Below are 16,982 nucleotides of genomic sequence, written 5' to 3'. Positions count from 1 at the left end.
GCGATTCCCGGACGAAACGATGCTCTCGCGGTGCGGCCGCCCTGGCGCGGCGCGTGTCCGCTCAGGGTTTACGGGAGATCAACTGCCGGCTGGTAAACGTCGGCGAAACACCGATCCTCCGTGAGACACCGTGCATCGGGCGTGTCACGAGGTGGCGAGAGAGCGGGAATCGCCGTGCACGTCGTCCTCGTTCTCGATCATGCCCATATCAATGGCGGCCAAGCCAAGGTCGCCCTCGACTCCGCCGTGGGCCTGCGCCAGCGCGGCCACCGGGTTACGGTGTTCGCCGCGGTCGGCCCGGTCGATCCCCGGCTCGCCGAGAGCGGGGCGCGGGTGGTCTGCCTCGGGCAGGACGACATCGCCTCGACCACGAACAAGCTCGCTTTTGCCGTGCAGGCGATCTGGAACCGTAGCGCCACCGCCCGCCTCGCCGCGGAACTGACGCTGTGCGATCCGCGCGACACGCTGGTGCATGTCCACGCCTTCGCCAAGGCGCTCTCGCCCTCGATCGGCACGGCGATCCGGCGCTCGGGCCTGCCGTGCCTCTACACCATGCACGAGTTCTTCCTCGTCTGCCCCAATGGCGGCTTCTACGAATATCCGGCCGACCGGATCTGCCACCGTACCCCGATGTCGGCCGCCTGCCTCACCACGAATTGCGACGCGCGCTCCTACCCGCGCAAGCTCCTGCGGGTGGTGCGCCATTTCGGCCTGGAACACATCGCCGGCCTGCCCACCCTGTTCCGCCACGTGGTCACGATCAGCGCGCTCCAAGAGCGGGTGATCGCACCGCTCCTGCCCCCGCGCACGGTGTTCCACCGGATCGACAATCCGATCTCGGTCGAGCGGCAGCCGCCCGCGCACGAAGGCCGCAGTGAGGTCCTGTTCGTCGGCCGCATCTCGACGGAGAAGGGCGCGCCGGTCTTCGCCGAGGCGGCGCGGCGGGCCGGACACCGCCCGGTCTTCGTCGGCGACGGCCCGAACGCGGCGGAGCTGAGGGCGCGCTATCCCGAGGCGGTGATGCTCGGCTGGAAGACCGGGCCCGAGGTGCAGGCCCTGATGCGGCGGGCTCGTGCCCTGGTATTCCCGAGCATCTGGTACGAGGGCCAGCCGCTCACCGTCTACGAGGCGCTCGCCTGCGGCTGCCCGGTCATCGTCTCCGATGCCTGCGCCGGGCGCGAGGCGGTGGAGGACGGCGAGAACGGGTTCTGGTTCCGCTCCGGCGATGCCGGCGCGCTCGCCGCCCACCTCACCCGGCTGTCGGACGACGCGCTCGCCGCCCGCATGGCCGAGCGCGCCTACGAGCGATACTGGGCGGCGCCGCTCAGCGTGGACGCGCATCTCGACCGGCTGGAGCAGGTCTACGGCCTCGTGATGCGCGAGGCGCCCGCTCTTCGCCCGGTCGAGGGGCCGGGCTTGCGCGGCGCGGCATCCGCCGGCCTGTGAGCCGCGACGCAACAGGAACGCCCGCCTCGCGTTGGTGCGCATGAAGGCTGCGACACGCGGCGCGCCCGACAACGGAGACCGATCCCCATGTCCGAGACCACCAAGCAGCCGACCGACGAGACCAAGCCCAAAGGCTTCCAGCAGGACGGCAAGGGCGACAAGTCGCTGGCCGAGAACCAGAAGGACCATAAGGACGAGCGCCTCGACGAGGCGCTGGAGGAGACCTTCCCGTCGAGCGATCCGGTCTCGGTGAAGATCACGAAGTAGGGGGTCGGGCGGGCGACCCGCCCGCCCTCCCGCCTCACGCGGCGACGTCCGGCTCCCGCCGAATCGGCCCGACGGCCTGCGGGGCGGGGATCGGCCGACCGAACAGGTAGCCCTGCACCTCCTTGCAGCCCTCGGCCCGCAGATGGGCGAACTGGACTTCGGTCTCGACACCCTCGGCCACGGTGACGATGCCGAGGCTTGCGCCGAGGCCGATCACCGCCTGCACGATCGCGGTCGAGTGCGGATCCTCGCCGAGCCGGCTTACGAACGAGCGGTCGATCTTGATCTTGTCGAAGGGAAACTTCTGCAGGTAGCTCAACGAGCAATAGCCCGTTCCGAAATCGTCCATCGCGATCCGTACGCCGAGATCCCGCAGGGCATGCAGCGTCGCGACGTTGGCCTCGCTCGCGGCCAGCAGCACCGATTCGGTCACCTCCAATTCGAGCCGGTGCGGGGCGAGCCCGGAAAGGGCGATCGCCTCGCGCACCGTCGCGACGAGGGCGGGATCGCGGAACTGCACCGGCGAGAGGTTCACCGCGATCCGGACCGGATCGGCCCATAGGCTCGCCTCGGCGCAGGCTTGCCGCAGGACCCAGGCGCCGATCGGCACGATCAGGCCCGTCTCCTCGGCCAGCGGCACGAATTCGGACGGCGGGATCGCTCCCTCGACCGGGTGGTGCCAGCGCAGCAGCGCCTCGAACCCGACGATCGCCCGCGAGCGGACGCCGACGACCGGCTGGTAGGCGAGCGCGAGATCGCCCCGGGCGAAGGCCTCGTGCAGGTCGGCCTCCCGTCGGCGCCGGGACCGGTCCCAACTGTCCATCGCCGCCTCGAAACAATGGGCGATGCTGCCGCCATCCGCCTTCGCCCGGTAGAGAGCGAGGTCGGCGTGGCGCAGCAGGGTATCGGAATCGGTTCCGTGCTCGGGCACGCAGGCGATGCCGACGCTCACGCCGATCTGGCATTCCCGGTCGCCGAGCCTGACGGGATGTGACAACGCCTCGATGATTCGGCCGGCGACGGCGGACACGGTCCCGGCGTCGGGGGTGCGCAGCAGCACCGCGAACTCGTCACCGCCGAGGCGTGCGACCAGATCATCCCCGTACAGGCATGCCGTGATCCGGTCCGCCACCGCTCGGAGCAGGGTGTCGCCCGCCGGGTGGCCGAGGGTGTCGTTGACGAGCTTGAACTTGTCGAGGTCGAGGCAGAGCAGGGCGGCGCCCGCGCCGGTGCGGGCGTGCTCGGCGATCACCTCCGCGAGGCGGGTCGTGAACAGCGCCCGGTTCGGCAGGCCCGTCAGCGCATCGTGGTGGGCCATGTGCGTGATACGCGCCTCGGCACGGCGCTGCTCGGTGACGTCGATGGCCGCGCCGAGCACGGCCGGGCGACCTTCGAAGGCGAGGCTGCGCTCGAACAGCGTCACGTCGATCAACGAGCCGTCGGCCCGACGATGGCGGTGCAGGCGGCCGTCGCGGGCAAAACTGAACGCGACGGCTTCCGACAGGTCCTGCAGGCCGCGGGCCAGGAAGGCTTCGCGGCTGTAGCCGTAATGGGCGACCGCCGCCTCGTTTACGGCGACGAAGCGGGCCGAATCCTGATCGACCAGCCACATCGGCAGCGGATTGCTCTCGAACAGGAACCGGAACGAGGCCTCGCGCGCCTTGATGTCCCCGACATCGGTCATGGCGACGGCGACGAGATCGCCGATGGCCTGCGCCTCCACCTTCAGGTGAAGCGTCGTCCGGTCGGCGCGCGGCACGGCGAGTTCGAACGTCGCCCGGTCGGCGCATCCCAGGACGCCCGACAGCCGCTGCGTCACGCCGAGCCGAACGGGCACGAGATCGCCCAGCCGCTGCCATTGCAGGCTCGCGACCGGCCGCCCGAGAATCTCCGCGGCGCCCTGATTGAGGGCGACGATCTTGAAGTCCGCGACCGCGCCCGATGCCTCACGGATCGCGCCGAGCGCCATCAGGCCCTGGCCGGTCGCGCCGAACATCGCCTGCATCAGCTCGGTGCGCACGCCCTCGCTGTCGACGTGGACGAGGAGGAGCGGCGTTCCGCTGCCGTTGGCGAGCGGGACGCCGACGAGATTCCAGGTCGTGACGACGCCGTCGGTGATTCGGTCGCATCGAGCCCCGGCCGGCTCGCCGGTGCGCAGGGCGGCGATCCCGATCTCCTCGATCGGCCGGCGGATCTCATCGGGCATCTGCACGAGCGGCCGGTCGCGGATCTCGTCCTCGAACCAGTCGCGAAATCCCGTGCCACCCCAGAGGATGCGTTCGGCCCGGCCTTCGCGGGTGGCGACCAGGGCGCAGCGGTCGGCCAGACGGCCGAGCCTGCCCAGGACGACAGCATCGTAACCCGGCATCGCCCCGGGGCGGGACCGGCAACTGCGCCAGTGCTGGACCAGCGCGGCGGCGGACGCGTCTGAGGTCGGGATGGGCAAGCGAAAGCCGTGCTCCGAGAGGATCGGATCACGGCCTAGCGATCATTCGTTGAGGGGGAGTATATGAGCCGGCTATTCAGGCCGAATCTGAAGGATGGATCGCCCTCGACCAGTATAGCGCCGATCGAGGGCGGGTTGTGCCTTGACTACTGCTCCAGCAGGCGCCGGGCGATGACCTGGGCCTGGATCTCGGCGGCACCCTCGAAGATCGAGAGGATGCGCGCGTCGCAGAGCACGCGGCTGATCTTGTATTCCAGCGCGAAGCCGTTGCCGCCGTGGATCTGCAGGGCGTTGTCGGCCGCCGCCCAGGCGACGCGGGCGCCGAGCAGCTTGGCCATGCCGGCCTCGAGATCGCAGCGCTTGCCCTCGTCCTTCTCGCGCGCGGAGAAGTAGGTGAGCTGGCGGGCGATGTTGATCTCCACCGCCATCATCGCGAGCTTGTCGGCCACGCGCGGGAACTCGACCAGCGCCTTGCCGAACTGCACCCGCTCCTCGGCGTAGCGCAGGCCGATATCGAGAGCCGACTGCGCCACGCCGATGGCACGGGCCGCGGTCTGGATGCGGGCCGACTCGAAGGTCTGCATGAGCTGGGCGAAGCCCTTGCCCTCGATCTCGCCGAGCAGGTTGTTGGCGGGCACCGCGAAATCCTCGAAGGAGAGTTCGTACTCCTTCATGCCGCGGTAGCCGAGCACCTCGATCTCGCCGCCCGACAGGCCCTCGACCGGGAAGGGCTGCTCGTCCGTGCCGCGGGGCTTCTCGGCGATGAGCATCGAGAGGCCGCGATGGCCCTTCTCCTCGGGCTTGGTCCGCACGAGCACGGTCATGATGTCGGCGCGGACGGGGTGGGTGATCCAAGTCTTGTTGCCCGAGATCTTCCACTGGTCGCCGTCCTTGACGGCCTTGGTGCGCAAGCTCGCGAGGTCGGAGCCGGTGTTCGGCTCGGTGAAGACGGCGGTCGGCAGGATGTCGCCGCTGGCGATGCCCGGCAGGAAGCGCTGCTTCTGCTCCTCGGTGCCGCCGCACAGGATCAACTCGGCGGCGATCTCAGAGCGGGTGCCGAGCGAGCCGACGCCGATATAGGCGCGCGACAGCTCCTCCGAGACCACGCACATCGCGGCCTTCGGCATGCCCATGCCGCCGTATTCCTCGGGAATGGTGAGGCCGAACACGCCGAGTTCGGCCATCTTCTCGATGATCGACATCGGGATGTAGGCGTTCTTCAGGTGCCACTCGTGGGCCTGCTCCACCACCTCGGCCTTGCCGAAGCGGCGCATCTCGGAGCGGATCGCCTCCATGTCCTCGTCGAGGCCCGAAGCGCCGATGGTCGCCGCACCCGCGCTCGTGGCCTCGCGGATCTTGGCCACCAGCGCGGCGCGGTTGGCGGGCGTGTTGCCCTCGGCCACCATGGCGTCGATGGCCGGCGTCCGCAGGCCAGCGAGTTCGGCGGCGGTGAAGCCGAGCGCGGTCGGGCGGACCATCTCGCCCTGGCTCATCGGGATGCCGCCGAACATCTGGTCGAGATATTCGCCGACGCCGATCTTCACGAGCAGCGCCTCGGTCTCGCCGAAGCTGCCCTCGCCCTGGAGCCGCTCGGCGTAATCGGCGAGTTCGCGCACCGCTTCGCCGTAGGTGGCGAGCCAGGACAGGCCGTGGGCGGCGTGCTGCTCGCGCTCCAGCGCGCCCGCGTCGAGCTTGCCCTCGGGGCCCGTCACCCGCGCCTTCACGCGGGCGGTCGCCTCGGCGACGAGGGCCTTGGCGCCCGCGGCGGCGTCCTTGGCCAGGGCGACGAAATCGGTCGGGTCGTTGGCGGGCTGGACGGCGGGGGAAGCGGCCATGTGCGACTCTCTTCTCAGGCGCTCCGCGCCGAAGTGGCTGGCGTGACGGAGCGCGGTTCTCAGGAAACCGGTTAGATGCTTCCTTTATAGGCCCGATCGCCGGCACAATAGTGGTTTCTCATCGCCGCATCCCCCGTCTTTAGGCTGAATTCATCATACAGTTCACCGTGTTGCGCGTGTCTGGGGTCCGCTCGCCAAGCCGACTCCGGCGGCCACCACCACCATGCCGGCGATCTGCACCGGGGTCAGCGCCTCGCCGAACATCACGTAGGCGATCGCCGCCGAAACCGGCGGCACGAGGAAGAGCAGCGAAGCGACGCCGGCCACCGCGCCGCGCCGGATCAGCGCCAGCAGCAGCAGGATGCCGCCGACGGAGTTGACGAGGACCGACCACGCCATGCCGAGGCCGAGCGGCAGGCTCGGGCTCAGATGCGTCTCTCCGGCGATCAGAGCGAGCGGGATCGCGAAGGCGGTGCCGCCAATGAATTGCAGGCAGGCATTGGTGACGAGGTCGGCGCCCGCGCCCCTGCGCTTCTGCCACAGCGTGCCCGCGGTCATCGCCAGCATCGCGGCGAGGCACACCGCGAGCGCCTCCAGCGGGATGCCGGCGGCATCGACCGCCCCGAGCTTCGGCGCGAGCACCAGCCCCGCGCCGAGGAAGCCGAGCCCGATGCCGGCCCAGCGTCGGGGCGCGACCCGCTCGCCGAGCAGCGGCTGCGAGGCGGCCGCGGTGAGGAGCGGCTGGAGGCTGCCGACCAGCGCGGCGATGCCGGCAGGTAGGCCGCGATGCACCGACCAGAACACCCCGGCGACGTAGATGCCTTGCATCAGCACGCCCGCGACCATCCCGTCGCGCCAGCCGGCGGCATTGCGCGGCCAGCGGGCGCGCAGGACGCTGGCGATGCCGGCCAGAACGAGCGCGACCAGGGCCAGCCGCAAGGCGACGAAGGCCAGCGGTTCGGCATAGGGCGCCACGTAGCGGGCGGCGACGAAGCCGCTCGCCCAGATCAAGACGAAGGCGGCCGGGATCAGGCTGGAGAGAAGGCTCGACATGGCGCCCGGCAGGCAGCACGCAACCGACCTCATGGCAATCGGAGAAACCTGAGGGCGGCCATGCTTGGCTCGCGCCCGAGATTGACGCGCACCACCCATTGGCCCGTATGGAGCGGCCCGCCTCGACTCAGCCGAAGAAGCCATCTCCTCCCTTGAGCCGATTCAAGAAGATCCTCGACGTGACGGGCATCGCCGCGCAGCGCTTCGTCGCCCATGATGGCTGGGCGATCGCCAGCCACATCGCGCTGTCGATGCTGACCTCGCTGTTTCCGTTCCTGATTCTGCTCGCGGCGCTGGCCGGCCTGATCGGCAGCAAGTCGCTGGCGGACGAGGCCGGCACGCTGATCTTCGACGCGGTGCCGCGGGAGGTGGCCAAACCCATTGTCGGCGAGGTGCACCGCCTGCTCACCGAGCAGCGCGGCGGCGTTCTGACCCTCGGCGCGCTGCTAGCGCTCTACTTCTCGTCGTCGGGGGTCGAGTCGCTGCGGGTCGGGCTCAACCGCGCCTACGGCATCCGCGAGGCGCGGCCGTGGTGGCTCACCCGGCTCGAATCGATCGGCTACGTCGTCTGCGGCGCCCTCGCGATGCTGGCCTTCGCACTGCTCGTGGTGCTCGGGCCGCTGATCTGGCGCCAGCTCGTCTTCGTCGCGCCGGGGCTGGAGCCGCTGGCGCTCACCGTCGCCATCGGCCGCATCGGCGTCACCGCCTTCCTGATCGCGCTGGTGCTGGTAATCGCGCATAAATTCGTCGCGGCCGGGCGCCGGCCGGTGCTGTCGGTGCTGCCGGGCATCGTCGTGACGCTGTGCCTGTGGTTCCTCGCCGGCCTCGGCTTCGGCTACTATCTCGACCGCTTCTCGAACGCCTACGCGTCGACCTACGGGGGCCTCGCCACGGCGATGATCTTCCTCGTGTTCCTCTATTGGCTCGCGGCGATGTTCCTGTTCGGCGGTGAGATCAACGGCACGGTCATCGCGGCGCGGCGTCAGCGGCTTCAGGCGCGGATGCGGGCGCGTCAGGCGGAGGCGGTGCGGGTGAGCGCGAATCCGCTGCCGTGATCTCGCCCATCAGCTTGCGCTCGCGGGCCAGTTCCGCGAGCCGCTCAATGCGGATGCCCTGTGGCGGCAGGTCGATCACGAAGCGCTCGGCCATCTCGCCGAGGACGAAATCGGGGCGGACGGCGTCGAGATAGTGCCAGTCGATCCCCGTCGACCACAGGAAATGCACCTCGCGAAAGGTGTCGGCGAAGAGCGCGGTGAGCGTCGCGACCGGGCTGTGGGGGGTGTGCTGCGCGTAGGAATCGCCGAAGATCACGAGGCGGCGCGGATCGGCCCCTGGATCGTCGTTGCGGAACACCGCATGCGCGCCGAGATGGGCGTCGCCGCCGCGCCCGAGCGCTTCCATCTCCAAGAGCAGGCCGTTGGCATGGATGCGCCGGGCCTCGCTCGCGATCGCGCTGCCTTCCGCCGATTCCGAACGGTGGGGCATGAACTTGAGGCCGAGATCGCCCGTGAAGGGGAGGGCGGTGCGCTCGCGCCGGGCCTCGATGTCCTCGCGCGGGGGAACGCCCATCCGCGCCAGGATCGTGCGGTAGGCGAGCGTGCAGCCTTGATGCGTCCAGTGGGTATCGGTGCGCAGGTAGAGCGGCGGGCCGTCCTTCGCCGCGCGGAAGGCGCCGGTGAGATCGACCCAGGCGCGGACGCCCGGCGAGCCGGTGAGCCAGCGGGCGAGGCGGAGCGCCGGGGCGCGGGCCGAATCGAAGGCGAGCCCCTCGGCTAATTCCGGATAGATGGTGAGCTTTTCCGGGGCGAGGGCGTGGAAATAGGTGGCGCCGAGCCGGGCGCAGCGCCGCATGCGGGTCTCGATGATCCGTCGCCAGCGCCACAGCACCCGCCGCGAGACGCCCGGCCGGCCATATTGTTCCAGCACCCGGTTGTTGCCGCGAATCAGGAACAGCCAGCCGTCCCGGCCCTCGTACACGTCGGCGGCCGGTTCGGGGGCGGAGGTCATGGGGTGGTTCTAGCGGGGCGGACGCCGGGCGCCAAACCCTCTCCCGCATAGGGGAGAGGGGTTTTGCCGTGAGGGTCTTATCCGCCGAACAGCCGCTTGAGGCCGGCCAGCAAACCGCCGCTACGTGCGGGCTCCGCCGAAGCCGTCACAGACGCGGTCGGCGCCGGAGCGACCTTGCTCGACGCAACGACCGTCTGGACGAGGCCGAGCGCGGCTGTATCGGTGGTCTCGCGGTCGATCAGGATCAGGCTGCCGGTGTCGCGGTTCTCGGCATAGGCATCGACCGCGATCTGCCGGTCGAGGGTCAGCGTCACGTCGCCGATGTCGTTGACCGCGAGCTTGTCGGCCGGACCGGCCTGTCCCGTCTCCGGATCGATCCGGCGGTGCACCGCCTTCACCACCGCGTTGACGGTCTGCGTGCCGACCTTCGCCCACAGGTTGGCCCCAGGGACGAGATCGGATTCGGCGGCCCAGAACAGGCGCACGTCGAGGCTATCGGTCAGCGTCAACGGTGCGTCCGAGGTCGCGATCACCGCGCCGCGCGAGGCATCGACTTCGTCGGCCAGCACCAGCGTCACCGACTGGCCCTCGCTCGCCCGCTCCAGATCGCCGTCGGCGGTGAAGATGCGGGCGATCGTCGAGGTCTTGCCGGAAGGCGCGACGGTAACGGCATCGCCCGGCGCGATGGAGCCCGAGGCGATCAGCCCCGAGAAGCCGCGGAAATCGGAATTCGGACGGTTCACCCACTGCACCGGCATGCGGAAGGCGGCGGCGCGCTCCTCCGACTTCACCGGCACTTCCTCAAGGTAGCGCAGCAGCGGAACGTCCGTGTACCAGGTCGCGGCGGTGCCCGGCAGCACGACGTTGTCGCCGTTCTTGGCCGAGAGCGGGATCGCCCGCACCTCGGTGAAGTTCAGCGGCGCGGCAAAGGCCTGGAAGCCGGAGACGATCGCCTCGAACTTGTCCTGCGACCAGCCGACGAGGTCCATCTTGTTGATGGCGAGCGCGACGCGGCGGATGCCGAGCAGCGAGACCAGCAGCGCGTGGCGCCGGCTCTGGCGGGTCAGGCCGTGGCGGGCGTCCACCAGGATCACGGCGAGGTCGGCGGTCGAGGCGCCGGTCGCCATGTTGCGGGTGTACTGCTCGTGGCCGGGGGTGTCGGCGACGATGAAGGAGCGCCGGTCGGTCGAGAAGAAGCGGTAGGCGACATCGATGGTGATGCCCTGCTCGCGCTCGGCCTGAAGCCCGTCGACCAGAAGGGCGAGATCGACCTCGCCGCCTTGCGTGCCGTGCTTGCGCGAATCGCGCTGGAGCGCCGTCACCTGATCGTCGAAGATCTGCTTGGTGTCGTGCAGGAGCCGCCCGATCAGGGTGGACTTGCCGTCATCGACCGAGCCGCAGGTGATGAAGCGCAGGACTTCCTTGTTCTGGTGCTGACGCAGGAAGGCGTCGTAGCCGAACGCTTCCGGAGACTGATGGATGGTCATCAGAAATAGCCCTCCTGCTTCTTGCGCTCCATGGCGCCGGCGCCGTCCTTGTCGATGACCCGGCCCTGGCGCTCCGAGGTGCGGGCGGCCAGCGTCTCGCCGATGATCTCTGGCAGGGTCGCGGCCGGGCTCTCGACCGCGCCGGTCAGCGGGTAGCAGCCGAGCGTGCGGAACCGGACCTGCCGCTGTTGCGGGGTCTCGCCCGGCTCCAGCGGAAAGCGCTCGTCATCGACCATGATGAGCTGGCCGTCGCGCTCCACCACCGGGCGCTCGGCGGCGAAGTAGAGCGGAACGATCGGAATGTTTTCCTGCTCGATGTAGAGCCAGATATCCAGTTCGGTCCAGTTGGACAGCGGGAACACGCGAAAACTCTCGCCGCGCCGCTTCTTGAAATTGTAGAGGTGCCACGGCTCGGCGCGCTGGCGCTTCGGGTCCCAGCGGTGCTGGCCGTTGCGCAGGCTCACGATGCGCTCCTTGGCGCGGCTGGCCTCCTCGTCCCGGCGGGCACCGCCGAAGGCCACGTCGTACTTGTACTTGTCGAGCGCCTGCCGCAGGGCCTGCGTCTTCATCACGTCGGTGTGCACTTCCGAGCCGTGGCTCACCGGGCCGACGCCCTTGGCGAGCCCGTCCTGATTCGTGTGCACGATGAGTTCGAGCCCAAGCTCCTTGGCGCGCCGATCGCGGAAGGCGATCATCTCGCGGAACTTCCAGGTCGTGTCGATGTGCATCAGGGGGAACGGCAGGCGCCCCGGCGCGAAGGCCTTGAGCGCCAGGTGCAGCAGCACCGACGAATCCTTGCCGATCGAGTAGAGCATCACCGGGTTCTCGGCCTCGGCGACCGCCTCCCGGAAGATGTGGATGCTCTCGGCCTCGAGACGCTGGAGATGCGTCAGGCGGGTGCGCGCGGGCGCGGCGACGGCAGCGCTCATCAGACCAGTTCCTTTCTGTGTTCGCGTGAGGTCGCGGCGCTGGCCGGCTCCTCGAAGGCGGCGGCCTCCTGTCCGGGCGCCACGTCACCTTCCGGCCTGTGCAGGTGCAGGCCGCACTCTTTCTTGGATTCCTGCTCCCACCACCAACGGCCGGCTCGCTCGTCCTCGCCGACCTTGACGGCGCGGGTGCAGGGCGCGCAGCCGATCGAGGGGAAGCCGCGGTCGTGCAGGGCGTTGTAGGGAATGAAGTTGTCGCGCACGAAGCGATCGACGTCGGCGCGCGTCCAGTCGGCGAGCGGGTTGACCTTGATCAGCCCGCGGCCCTCGTCGGCCTCCGCCAGCGGCGTGTCCGCGCGGTTGGCGGATTGCCCGGCGCGCAGCCCCGTGAACCACGCCGCCGCGCCGGTGAGCGCCCGGCCCAGCGGCTCGACCTTGCGGAAGCCGCAGCAGGCCTGCCGCGCGGCCACCGAATGGCGGAAGCCGTTGATGCCTTCGCGCGCGACGAACTCCTCCTCGGCCACCCGCTCCGGCGCATAGGCGCGAATGCGGATGCCGTAGGCGGCCTCCGTCTCGGTCCAGACGTCGTAGGTCTCGGGGTAGAGCCGGCCGGTATCGAGCGTCACGATCTCGGTGCGGCCCTTGTTCAGGGCGAGCGCGTGCGTGAGCGCCTGATCCTCGATGCCGAGGCTGGTGGTGAAGACGAGCCGGCCCGGGATGCGGTCCTCGACGAGGCGGATGCGCCCCCGGAGGTCCAGCCCCGCCATGGCTTCGGCGAGGTCCCCGGCCGCTCGGACGAGAGCAGCGGTCATGTGCGTAAAATCGGATTGCCTGCTTGTCGGAGCTCTGAAATGTTCGCTATAACGAACGCTGTCAAGGCGCCGGTGCCCTTGCGGTGCTTCCGCGCACGCAATCCTCCGCTGCGCCGCGAACGAGCCTGCAACGGCCGCCGCGGCGGATTGTTGCCCAATTAGAAAAGAATCTTCTCAACGAGGCGCCCGATCGGGCGCGTCGCCCGGCTTTTCGGGTGACGCCCTCGTGAGACCATCCTCGCCACAAACTCCGGAGAGGCCCCCTTGGACTCGATCGACCTGAAGATCCTCGCGCTCCTGCAGAAGGACGCCACGCTCTCCATCGCCGCCATTGGCGAGCAGGTCGGGCTGTCGCAGACCCCGTGCTGGAAGCGGATTCAGCGCCTTGAAGCCGACGGCGTGATCGACCGGCGCGTGGCCGTGCTCGACCCTGTGAAGCTGGGGCTCGGCCTCACCGTTTTCGTCTCCATCGAGACCGCCGACCATTCCAAGGACTGGCTGGAGCAATTCGCCGACCGGATCGCGGCGATGCCGGAGGTGCTCGAATTCTACCGCATGGCCGGCGACGTCGATTACATGCTCCGCGTCGTCGTGGCCGACATGGCGGCCTACGACACGTTCTATAAGAACCTGATCGCGACCCTGCCTCTCAAGAACGTGACCTCGCGCTTCGCGATGGAGAAGGTGAAGTCGACGACCGCCCTGCCGTTGCCGGCGCCGCCCCCGCGGGGACGGGCCGAGCCGCGGTTGGCGGTGGTCGGAGAATAAACTTCCTTTTTGCAGCGCAACAGCGAATAATCTCTTCTCTCTGCGGGGCGTTCTTTAAAACGGACGTTTCGACGTTGACAGCGGCGCTCCGGCGGACGACATGGCACCCACAATGTCCAGGCAAGCACTTCTCCCCCGCACGGCTCCCTTCGGCGATCAGGAGCGGGCCCATCTCGACGCGGCGCTCGGCGCGGCGACGCCGATCCAGCGCGCGTGGCTGACGGGCTTCCTCGCCGGTCTCGATGCGGCCGCCGGCCAGCCCGCGACCGCGGCCGCCGCGCCGGCCGCACCCCCGAAGGCGGCCGAGCCGCTGACGATCCTGTTCGCGTCCGAATCGGGCAATTCCGAAAAGCTCGCGGGCGATGTGAGCAAGCTCGCGCGCAAGCAGGGCTTCAAGCCGAAGGTCGTGGATTTCGCCGATCTCGATCTGGCCACCCTGCCGAAGGCCGGCAAGCTCATCGCCATCGCCGCGACCTGGGGCGAGGGCGAGCCGCCCGCCCGCGCGGTGCGTGCCTATGGCGAGTTGATGTCCGATGCCGCGCCGCGCCTCGACGGCCTCGCCTTCGGCGTGCTGGCGCTGGGCGACACCAGCTACGCGGAGTTCTGCGCGATCGGGAAGGCGCTCGACGCGCGCTTCGAGGCGCTCGGCGCCAAGCGTGCCTACGATCGCGCCGATCTCGATCTCGATTTCGAGAAGCCGGCCGCCGAGTGGATCAAGGGGACGCTGAAGGCGCTGGCGCCGGCGGAAGCGCCGGCCGACAACGTCGTGGCGGTCGATTTCCGCGCCGGAGCCGAGGACGAGGACGGCGAGGTCAGCCGCGAGCCGGCCGTGGTCGAGGTGATCGACCACGTGAACCTCAACTCCTCGCGCTCCGACAAGGAGACGATCCACCTCGCCCTCGAATTCGAGGACGGTGCACCGGCCTACGAGCCCGGCGATTCGCTGGAAATCTTCCCGGAGAACGACCCGCAGCTCGTGGACGAGATTTTGCGCGCGACCGGGCTCTCGGGTGACGAGGGACTGCGCAAGGCGCTGCTCGCCGAGCGCGACATCACCACGCTCTCGCCGACGACGGTCGAGCGCTTCGCCAAGGCGACCGGGCACGCTGACGCCCAGAAGTTCGTCGAGAGCGGTGAGGTCAAGGCCTGGATCGAGGGGCGGCACCTGATCGACCTGATCGAGCGCTTCCCCACCACGCTGACGGCCGAGCACCTCAACACCGTGACCCGGCCGCTGCCGCCGCGGGCCTATTCCATTGCCTCGTCGCGCAAGGAAGTCGGCGACGAGGTGCATCTCACCATCGCCGCCGTGCGCTACGAGACCCACGGTCGCGCCCGCGCCGGCGTCGCCTCGGTGCATGTCGCCGACCGCATCAAGAACGGCGCCAAGCTGCGGGTTCGGGTGAAGCCGAACAAGCATTTCCGCCTGCCCTCCGACCCGTCGACCGACATCATCATGGTCGGCCCCGGCACCGGCGTCGCGCCGTTCCGCGCCTTCGTGCAGGAGCGCCGCGCCACCGAGGCCCCCGGCCGCTCCTGGCTGTTCTTCGGCGACCGCCACTTCACCCACGACTTCCTGTACCAGCTCGAATGGCAGGACGCGCTGGAGGACGGCTCGCTGGCCAAGATCGACGTCGCCTTCTCCCGCGACCAGCCGGAGAAGATCTACGTGCAGGATCGGATCGACGCACATGCCGCCGAGGTGGTGGAATGGCTCGACGGCGGCGCCCATTTCTACGTCTGCGGCGATGCCAAGAACATGGCCAAGGACGTGCGTGCCGCCGTGGTGCGCGCCTTCGAGAGCGTGAAGGGCCTCAGCAGCGCCGACGCCGAAGCACATGTCGCTTCGCTGGAGCGCGCCCGGCGCTACCAGCAGGACGTTTACTGAGAGCATGCCGTAAGCCCTCTCCCCTCTGCGGGAGAGGGTGGCCCCCGGAGGGGGTCGGGTGAGGGGAACCCGGCTTCCGGAGATTTCGCGGCGGGCGCGGCCAAGCTGCACCGTCGCTCCCCTCTCCCGCCTCGCATCGGCGAGGCACCCTCCCCCGCAGAGGGGGGGTCGAAGATATCGGATCACCGCCATGGACGACCACAAGCCGATCGAAACCCCAGACGGCCCCGCCGTGGACGCGCCCGGCATCGGCGCGCGCCGCTACGAGACGCCGCCGACCGAGCTTCCGATCACGGAAGCCGAGGCCGCGCGGGCCGCCGGGCTCGCCCATAACGAGCACCTGAAGATTGCCAGCGGATACCTGCGCGGCGGGCTCGCCGACGGGCTCCTCAAGCACGCCACCGGCGCGATCTCCGAGGATGACGGCCAGCTCGTCAAGTTCCACGGCATGTACATGCAGGACGACCGGGACATCCGGGCGGAGCGCACCAAGAAGAAGCTCGAGAAGGCCTATAGCTTCATGATCCGCCTGCGCATCGCGGGCGGCGTCGTGACGCCCAAGCAGTGGCTGATCCTCGACAACATCGCCACGACCTATGCCGGCAGCGCCCTGCGGGCGACGACCCGGCAGACGTTCCAGTATCACGGCGTCATCAAGTCGAACCTCAAGCGCACCATGGCGGCGATCGACTCGGCGCTGCTCGACACCATCGCCGCCTGCGGCGACGTGAACCGCAACGTCATGGCCGCGACCAACCCGGCCCAGGCCGGCGCCCACAAGATCGCGCTCCAGCTCGCCAAGGACATCTCCGACACCCTGCTGCCGAAGACCGGCGCGTGGCGCGAGATCTGGCTCGACGGCGAGCGCGTGGTCGGCGGCGAGGACGCGGCCGAGATCGAGCCGGTCTACGGCAAGACCTACCTGCCGCGGAAGTTCAAGACCGTGGTCGCGGTGCCGCCCTCCAACGAGGTCGACATCTTCGCCCACGACCTCGGCTTCATCGCCATCCTCGACAAGAAGAATCGGGTCACCGGCTGGAACGTCACCGTCGGCGGCGGCATGGGCATGACCCATGGCGAGACCGACACGTTTCCGCGCACGGCGGATGTCCTCGGCTTCGTGCAGCCCGAGGATGCGCTGAAGGCGGCGGAAGCCGTGATGACGGTCCAGCGTGACTGGGGCAACCGCAAGAACCGCAAGAACGCCCGGCTCAAGTACACGATCGAGCGCTTCGGCCTCGACGCGTTCCGGGCCGAGGTCGAGAAGCGGATCGGCAAGAAGCTCGGCGCCCCGAAGCCCTTCACCTTCGACGGCAACGGCGACCGCTACGGCTGGGTCGAGGGCGACGACGGGCGCCACCACCTCACGCTCTACGTGCCGTCGGGCCGGATCAAGGACATCGAGGGGGGGCCGCAGTTCCTCTCGGGCCTGCGCCGCATCGCGGAGGTGCACGAGGGCGATTTCCGCCTCACCGGCAACCAGAACGTCATCATCGCCAACGTGCCCGCGGGCAAGCGCGCCGAGATCGACGCGCTGGTCGATGAGTACTGGCCTGACCCGCGGGGCTTCGGCGCTGCGCCGCAACTCCATGGCCTGTGTCGCCCTGCCGACCTGCGGTCTGGCGCTGGCGGAGAGCGAGCGCTACCTGCCCGATCTCCTGTCCGAGCTGGAGGAGAGCCTTGCCCGCCACGGGCTGCAGGACGAGCCGATCACCATCCGCTCGACCGGCTGCCCCAACGGCTGCGCCCGGCCCTTCATCTCGGAAATCGGCCTCGTCGGCCGCGGCCCCGAGCGCTACCACCTCTATCTCGGCGCCGCCTTCGATGGCTCCCGGCTGAGCAAGCTCTACCGCGAGGACGTCACCGCCTCCGAGATCAAGGGCACCCTGGACCCGCTCTTCGCCGCCTATGCCAAGGACCGGCAGCCCGGCGAGCACTTCGGCGATTTCGTGATCCGCGCCGGCTTCGTGGCCAAGACCAGCAACGGCCCGGACTTCCACGAGCGCACGGGGCCGCTGCGGGCCGCCTGACCGGCCCGATGCTCTAC

General features: G+C 69.5%; 12 protein-coding genes and 1 pseudogene. 6 read left to right on the top strand and 7 right to left on the bottom strand.

Annotated elements, in window-relative coordinates; all coding sequences use genetic code 11:
- Positions 1–174: 174 nt before the first annotated feature.
- Together M2437_RS22120 and M2437_RS22115 are read left to right on the top strand one after the other, a co-directional pair.
- Entirely contained in the window at positions 175–1,446 is a 1,272-nt protein-coding gene (locus M2437_RS22120; RefSeq protein ID WP_253388703.1) for a glycosyltransferase family 4 protein, read from the top strand.
- A gap of 87 nt (positions 1,447–1,533) precedes the next feature.
- Positions 1,534–1,713: a hypothetical protein gene (locus tag M2437_RS22115; protein WP_012253679.1), complete on the top strand. Its 180-nt coding sequence runs from the start codon at positions 1,534–1,536 to the stop codon at positions 1,711–1,713.
- 34 nt (positions 1,714–1,747) lie between these two features.
- Here M2437_RS22115 and M2437_RS22110 read toward each other — a convergent pair whose 3' ends face one another.
- From M2437_RS22110 to M2437_RS22100, 3 genes are all read right to left on the bottom strand, one after another.
- Positions 1,748–4,081 (bottom strand): EAL domain-containing protein, encoded by a 2,334-nt coding sequence (locus M2437_RS22110; RefSeq protein WP_277570381.1) that lies wholly within the window; start codon positions 4,079–4,081, stop codon positions 1,748–1,750.
- Positions 4,082–4,305: 224 nt separating this feature from the next.
- Positions 4,306–5,994 carry an acyl-CoA dehydrogenase family protein gene (locus tag M2437_RS22105; protein WP_253388701.1) on the bottom strand — a complete coding sequence of 563 codons (1,689 nt, stop codon included), beginning with the start codon at positions 5,992–5,994 and terminating at the stop codon, positions 4,306–4,308.
- 162 nt (positions 5,995–6,156) lie between these two features.
- Positions 6,157–7,047 carry a DMT family transporter gene (locus M2437_RS22100; RefSeq protein WP_253389658.1) on the bottom strand — a complete coding sequence of 297 codons (891 nt, stop codon included), beginning with the start codon at positions 7,045–7,047 and terminating at the stop codon, positions 6,157–6,159.
- Positions 7,048–7,154: 107 nt separating this feature from the next.
- On the opposite strand from M2437_RS22100, the gene M2437_RS22095 reads away from it, so the two are divergent.
- A complete protein-coding gene (locus M2437_RS22095) occupies positions 7,155–8,102 on the top strand; it encodes a YihY/virulence factor BrkB family protein (protein WP_012253683.1) in 948 nt (315 codons plus the stop codon).
- On the opposite strand, the gene M2437_RS22090 is transcribed toward M2437_RS22095, so the two are convergent.
- From M2437_RS22090 to M2437_RS22075, 4 genes are all read right to left on the bottom strand, one after another.
- Positions 8,014–9,054, bottom strand: coding sequence for an alginate O-acetyltransferase AlgX-related protein (locus tag M2437_RS22090; protein ID WP_253388700.1), 1,041 nt, complete (start codon positions 9,052–9,054; stop codon positions 8,014–8,016). The two genes, M2437_RS22095 and M2437_RS22090, sit on opposite strands and share 89 nt — an antisense overlap.
- A 77-nt stretch (positions 9,055–9,131) precedes the next feature.
- On the bottom strand, positions 9,132–10,541 hold the full coding sequence (gene cysN / locus M2437_RS22085) for a sulfate adenylyltransferase subunit CysN (protein WP_253388699.1): 1,410 nt from the start codon (positions 10,539–10,541) through the stop codon (positions 9,132–9,134).
- Positions 10,541–11,470 (bottom strand): sulfate adenylyltransferase subunit CysD, encoded by a 930-nt coding sequence (gene cysD / locus M2437_RS22080; RefSeq protein WP_003606413.1) that lies wholly within the window; start codon positions 11,468–11,470, stop codon positions 10,541–10,543. The genes cysN and cysD overlap by 1 nt, the downstream gene beginning before the upstream one ends.
- Positions 11,470–12,279, bottom strand: coding sequence for a phosphoadenylyl-sulfate reductase (locus M2437_RS22075; protein ID WP_012253686.1), 810 nt, complete (start codon positions 12,277–12,279; stop codon positions 11,470–11,472). Before M2437_RS22075 ends, cysD begins: the two co-directional genes overlap by 1 nt.
- A 264-nt stretch (positions 12,280–12,543) precedes the next feature.
- On the opposite strand from M2437_RS22075, the gene M2437_RS22070 reads away from it, so the two are divergent.
- The 3 genes and pseudogenes from M2437_RS22070 (at position 12,544) to M2437_RS22060 (ending at position 16,965) form a co-directional block, all read left to right on the top strand.
- Complete coding sequence (locus M2437_RS22070; RefSeq protein ID WP_003603570.1) at positions 12,544–13,047, top strand: Lrp/AsnC family transcriptional regulator; 504 nt, start codon at positions 12,544–12,546, stop codon at positions 13,045–13,047.
- A gap of 112 nt (positions 13,048–13,159) precedes the next feature.
- A complete protein-coding gene (locus M2437_RS22065) occupies positions 13,160–14,935 on the top strand; it encodes a diflavin oxidoreductase (RefSeq protein WP_253388698.1) in 1,776 nt (591 codons plus the stop codon).
- 190 nt (positions 14,936–15,125) lie between these two features.
- Positions 15,126–16,965: pseudogene (locus M2437_RS22060) on the top strand (NADPH-dependent assimilatory sulfite reductase hemoprotein subunit).
- Positions 16,966–16,982: the final 17 nt, after the last annotated feature.

Source organism: Methylorubrum pseudosasae (genome assembly GCF_029504475.1).
Taxonomy (GTDB): domain Bacteria; phylum Pseudomonadota; class Alphaproteobacteria; order Rhizobiales; family Beijerinckiaceae; genus Methylobacterium; species Methylobacterium extorquens.
The sequence above is the reverse complement of the archived record's forward strand: the minus strand, read 5'-3'. Positions and strand labels throughout refer to the sequence as shown.

Bases quoted from the DNA above. Each gene is read 5' to 3' on its own strand.
- M2437_RS22115 (WP_012253679.1), top strand. From the start codon at position 1,534: ATGTCCGAGACCACCAAGCAGCCGACCGACGAGACCAAGCCCAAAGGC.
- M2437_RS22110 (WP_277570381.1), bottom strand. From the start codon at position 4,081: ATGCCGGGTTACGATGCTGTCGTCCTGGGCAGGCTCGGCCGTCTGGCC.
- M2437_RS22105 (WP_253388701.1), bottom strand. From the start codon at position 5,994: ATGGCCGCTTCCCCCGCCGTCCAGCCCGCCAACGACCCGACCGATTTC.
- M2437_RS22100 (WP_253389658.1), bottom strand. From the start codon at position 7,047: ATGTCGAGCCTTCTCTCCAGCCTGATCCCGGCCGCCTTCGTCTTGATC.
- M2437_RS22095 (WP_012253683.1), top strand. From the start codon at position 7,155: ATGGAGCGGCCCGCCTCGACTCAGCCGAAGAAGCCATCTCCTCCCTTG.
- M2437_RS22090 (WP_253388700.1), bottom strand. From the start codon at position 9,054: ATGACCTCCGCCCCCGAACCGGCCGCCGACGTGTACGAGGGCCGGGAC.
- cysN (WP_253388699.1), bottom strand. From the start codon at position 10,541: ATGACCATCCATCAGTCTCCGGAAGCGTTCGGCTACGACGCCTTCCTG.
- cysD (WP_003606413.1), bottom strand. From the start codon at position 11,470: ATGAGCGCTGCCGTCGCCGCGCCCGCGCGCACCCGCCTGACGCATCTC.
- M2437_RS22075 (WP_012253686.1), bottom strand. From the start codon at position 12,279: ATGACCGCTGCTCTCGTCCGAGCGGCCGGGGACCTCGCCGAAGCCATG.
- M2437_RS22065 (WP_253388698.1), top strand. From the start codon at position 13,160: ATGTCCAGGCAAGCACTTCTCCCCCGCACGGCTCCCTTCGGCGATCAG.